Annotated in this window: 4 protein-coding genes; all 4 read right to left on the bottom strand. The window is 40.8% G+C overall.

Translation table 11 applies throughout. The annotated features are described in order from the left end of the window. On the bottom strand, positions 1-1,469 hold a 1,469-nt coding region (locus tag AB7U21_RS10190; RefSeq protein ID WP_428388780.1), incomplete at its 3' end, for an Hpt domain-containing protein. A gap of 42 nt (positions 1,470-1,511) precedes the next feature. Next, positions 1,512-2,606, bottom strand: a complete 1,095-nt coding sequence (locus AB7U21_RS10195; protein ID WP_428388783.1) for a protein-glutamate methylesterase/protein-glutamine glutaminase — start codon at positions 2,604-2,606, stop codon at positions 1,512-1,514. A 2-nt stretch (positions 2,607-2,608) separates the two neighbouring features. Beyond that, positions 2,609-2,965, bottom strand: a complete 357-nt coding sequence (locus AB7U21_RS10200) for a response regulator (protein ID WP_321418032.1) — start codon at positions 2,963-2,965, stop codon at positions 2,609-2,611. Between the two features lie 324 nt (positions 2,966-3,289). Further along, on the bottom strand, positions 3,290-5,047 hold the full coding sequence (locus tag AB7U21_RS10205; protein ID WP_428388786.1) for a histidine kinase N-terminal 7TM domain-containing protein: 1,758 nt from the start codon (positions 5,045-5,047) through the stop codon (positions 3,290-3,292). Positions 5,048-5,148 lie beyond the last annotated feature (101 nt).

The following is a 5,148-nucleotide window of genomic DNA, read 5'->3' on the forward strand; positions in this document are numbered from 1 at the left end:
ACGGCAGCATCCCTTAATTTTGCAGGATCCATACCTTTTCCGTCATCCTGCACTTCAATAAGCACGGTATTTCTTTGTCGGGATGCTGCAAGGCGTACAAGTCCTTCAGGTGATTTGCCTGCTTTTGCACGATCTTGAGGTGATTCAATACCATGATCCACAGCATTTCTCAACAAATGTACCAATGGATCGCCTATCTCGTCAAGGACTGTTCTGTCAAGCTCGATCTCCTTACCTTCTATCATAAGATTGATCTGTTTGCCTTCAGACTTTGCCAGATCCCGTATCATCCTTGGAAAACGGCTAAATATCTGATCGATGGGAACCATCCTTGATTCCATTACCTCTGTTTGTATCTCATTGGTAAGCCTGTCCAGGGTACCAAGAGCCTCCTCAAGATCCTTTGATTTTATACCTGTGGCTAGTTGGTTCAGTCTGATCTTATTGATGATGAGTTCTCCGACCAGGTTCATGAGGTTATCCAGTCTTTCAATGTTGACCCTGATGCTCTGCCCGGTCTTTACGGACTCGTTTTTCTTCTGTTGTATAATATTTTTGTTTGTTGGATCTACATCCTTCCCTTTCGTAATATCTTCTGTATGTGTATCAGTAGTTTCTTCTTGAGAATACAGGGTCATTAGTTCAACTTTTTTTACTTCTGAAATGTTCTCTATCTTTTGTTGTATCGATCCCATGCTTTCAGAAGTTGCAACAACCACCACAAAGCTGAAATCGAATTTTTCTTCTTCAAGCTCTTTTTCTGAAGGTTTGGTTTTAATGACTTTTCCTACCTTATTCAGGTTCATAAGTACCATGCTTGAACGGGCTGCCTTAAGTACACATGATTCGTCAAGAAGCACTTTAATGGTAAATACTTCTTGATCACTTGATCTTGCATGCTGGATCTCAGCCAGTTCTTCTTGAGTGAACTCAATTTCTTTGCTCATCACTTCTTTGCAGGGCAATGGTTCTGTAATATTGCTACTCTGGGTAGCAGGAATTAGAGGAATTTCCGTATCGATGTTCTTTTCAGGAGCAGGATCTATCTGTTTAGTAACAGGTGCTGGAACTGCCATTGTATCCTGTGCATTTGAAGGTGGAATAATTATACTATGGAGTTTACATTGCAGTGTGGACACGTCCACAGCATCAGGATTATCAATATTCTCAACAAGCATTTCCAGGGTGTCCAGGCACTCAAATTGGATCTCGATTATTTTTTCTGTCAGGTTTATCTGAGACTTCCTGATCATATCCATGATGTTTTCCATCTCATGAGTGAGTTCTGCGATTGTATTGAATCCCATAGTTGCAGACATACCCTTTAAGGTATGAGCAGAACGGAACATATTATTGATATATTCCATCTCATTTGGGTTTTGTTCCAATCCTAGCAACGCCTCATTAAGTTGCTGAAGATGCTCTTCAGATTCAACTTTGAATATTTCCTTGTATTCCGACATTTCCATAATTTCCACCAACAGTGACCTTCAATCATCTAATGATGCTCTTCATATGAGCTGCTGAATTGTTGTGGCTATCATCTCAAGAGGTACTATACGATCTGCCAGCCCACGATCAACTATGGCCTTAGGCATCCCATAGACAACACATGATCTCTCATCTTCCGCTATGGCCTTCCCTCCGGCGTTCTTAATTATTTCCACACCTTCAGCTCCGTCCATACCCATACCCGTCAGGATAACTGAAAGAATGTTAGATCCATATATGGGGGCCAATGTTCGGAAGAGCACATTGACGCAGGGTCTGACACCCAATTCCCTGGGTTCTTTGTTAAGTGAGATCACTTCTACTGTCTTTCCATCTATCATCTTCTGAATTACTTCCATGTGATAGTCACCGGGTGCTATGAGTACAACACCTTCCCGTATCAGGTCGCCATCTTTTGCTTCCCTTACTTCCAATGCTGATTGGGAGTTAAGCCGTTGTGCCAGCGATGCAGTAAATCCCGCCGGCATATGCTGGACCACCAACACTGCAGCTCTCAGATCCTGAGGCAGCTTGGGAATCACCTGTTCAAGGGCTCTTGGCCCTCCGGTTGATGAACCTATTGCAAGTATCTTCTTCGTCATTACACGCCTGGGGTTGGATTTTAAGGGATTAGATATTGGTTTTTGTCTATCAGGATGTGTTTTTCTCGTATCGGAACTTATCACATGCTCTTCCATGAAATGCAGGTTTTTGAGCTGTGCCTTTGCAGCAGCTTTGACTTTCGATCTGATCTCTTGTGCGATCTGTTCTATATCACGGCTTATAGTTCCGGAAGGCTTTTGAATAAAATCAACTGCTCCATATTCAAAAGCATTCAATGTCAATTCTGCCCCTTTTTCATCTGCGGCCGAAAGCATGATAACGGGTGTGGGGCATTCGCTCATTATATATCCAAGAGCATGAAGGCCGTCTAACACAGGCATCTCGTGGTCAAGTGTAACCACGTCAGGTCTGAGCTGCTCGACCTTTTCCACTGCTACCTGACCATTGCGAGCGGTATCGATAACTTTTATGTCCGGATCACTGTTTAGTATATCCGAAATTATCTTACGCATCAGGGCAGAATCATCAACAACAAGTACACGTATGGTCATATTTACATTACTTTTTTGACTACTTCAAGTACTTTCTTTGCATCGAATGGCTTTACAATAAAGTCCTTTGCCCCTATCTTCAGAGCCTCGGTCACTACAGACTGCTGTCCAATAGAGGAGCACATCACTATTTTTGCATCCGGGTTCGAAGCCATGATATTCTTGAGCGCATCGATACCTTCCATATTAGGCATGACTATGTCCATGAATACAAGTTCCGGTTTGACCTGTGGGTACTTCTTTACTGCATCCAGACCATCTACAGCCTCTGCAACAACTTCATGTCCGTTCTTTGTAAGAATATCCTTGATGACCATGCGCATAAAAGCCGCGTCATCCACAATCATTACTTTTGCCATGTTCCCTCACCGATAGCTTACTATGGTTTTAATAGTGCTAATCTATATTTTTAATTTTATAGTAATGGTAGTTATACAATAGTAATATAAAAATATGTTGATTAAGCTGTTCTATATAAACAGTGTAAATAAATGTTGTTGTGGTTTCCTTATAGCGAATCTGCATTCTTCTAAAAGGCTTCAAAACAACAGATCCCAAGCTGTTGCAATTCCATCATATCTTCATGAAAAGATGCTCTTTCTGCAACCATAGATGCTTGCTATGTGAAAAATATGATCTTTTCAACCAATACCTGCAGATCAAAGGATAGAAGATATACTGAGTTAAGCAGCTGGTATTTCAAAAAAGAATTTAGAGCCTTTACCTACTTCGCTCTCCACCCATATCCTGCCACCATGTAATTCAACTAGTTCTTTTGTTAGTGCAAGTCCAAGACCAGTACCCTGATACCTGCGACTGTAAGTCGAATCCAGTTGTGTGAATGGCCTGAACAGTTTTTTCTGATCCTCCGGAGATATGCCGATGCCACTGTCAATAACTGAGATGCGTACCATTTTCTCTACCATCCCTATACAAATGCTGATCACCTCTCCTTCAGGTGTGAACTTGATAGCATTTCCGAGCAAGTTGTATATGATCTGTTTCAGTTTTGCCTCATCAGCTACTACAGCATTTGTGTCTTTTTCTCTCTGTATACTTATCTTTATTTGTTTCTTAATTGAAAGAGGCTTTAGTGTAGACAATATCTCTGTCAGAAGGGGCTCAATATAGATCGTCTCAAGAGAAAGCTCCATCTTACCGGCTTCTATTTTTGCGATGTCCAGTATTCCATTGATAAGGTTGAGCAGTTGTTTGCCACTGTTTGAGATGTGCTGAAGATAGTGATCCTGTTTAGGGCTAAGTTCTCCAGAATATCCTTCCAGCATGGCGTCCGAAAAACCAATTATTGAATTCAGAGGAGTACGTAGTTCATGGCTCATGTTGGCAAGGAACTCGCTCTTTGTGCGGCTTGCAGTTTCAGCAACAACTTTTGCCTGAAGCAAGGATTCTTCCAGATTCTTAATGCTAGTGATATCTCTTATGATCACCATCTGTCCCATAATATTCCCACGTTTGTCATGCAAGGGCAGGAATGTAACATTGAACCAGAATGGGAAACCTTCAATTTCCTCCCCGATCTCGATATTCTTTTTTTCAGTGGCATCAGTTTTTCTTTTTAAAAGATCACACCATGGTTCAGGCAATTCCGATACATGCATTCCTACGTCCTTTGGTTTTATGTACCGATCATTTATAGCAGAATTATTATAATCCAGAATTCTCTGTTTCGTATCAAAAACTATGACACTTTCAGGGAGATTCTCAAAAAGCAGGCTCCGAGCCAGAGGGGTCAGATTGAACAATTTATATCGTGTAAATCCTATGAATATAATTATAGCACTCAATGTGAGGGAAAAGGGAGAAGGATCAATACCCCATGGAGCCATTCCAGCCAGATGGATCAGAAGGGTTGAAAGCGGTATGGAGGAACCGAGTATTACAATAGCGATCTGTTTGCGGAAAACGGGAAGTGTTCCTGGAAGCATACTGAAAAGAAGAATAAGACCCAGAATGGTGCAGAGGATGGTGTATGAAAAATGCACCCAGTACCATATACCAGGACCATAGTCCAATACCGGGAACAAGCCATCATAATTTATATAGTATATCCTGTGGAACAATGTGTGGTGTTCCGTGGTGAAAACAACCAGAATGGTTGTGATCGAAATTCCCAAAAAAAAAGCCATTAAGGGCATCGGTAATATGTTCTTTTTCCCACTGTAGCTCATTATAAATAACAGGAAGAATAAAGGAACAAAGGAGATACCTATGTATTCCAGCTTGTAAAATAGCATAAGTGTTTGAAGATCGGTAGACGATATCTCAAGTGCATAAAAAAAAGAATAAAATGCTATGGAACTCAGAAGCAACGGTATGTATTTTGAACCGGGGGTTTTTTTGTAGTCTTTAATGTAATAGAGAAGAATACAGACTATGATACATGATATGAACAAAGGGATTGAGTAAACATTGAAATACAACTTTACTTCCTTATTGACAACAAAACGCTATTTTTCTGAGTTCTAGTCCTGTCCTGAAACAGGAATTATTTTTGGACATAATAAAGAACTGATTCTCATAT

Source organism: Methanomethylovorans sp. (genome assembly GCF_050177135.1).
GTDB lineage: Archaea > Halobacteriota > Methanosarcinia > Methanosarcinales > Methanosarcinaceae > Methanomethylovorans.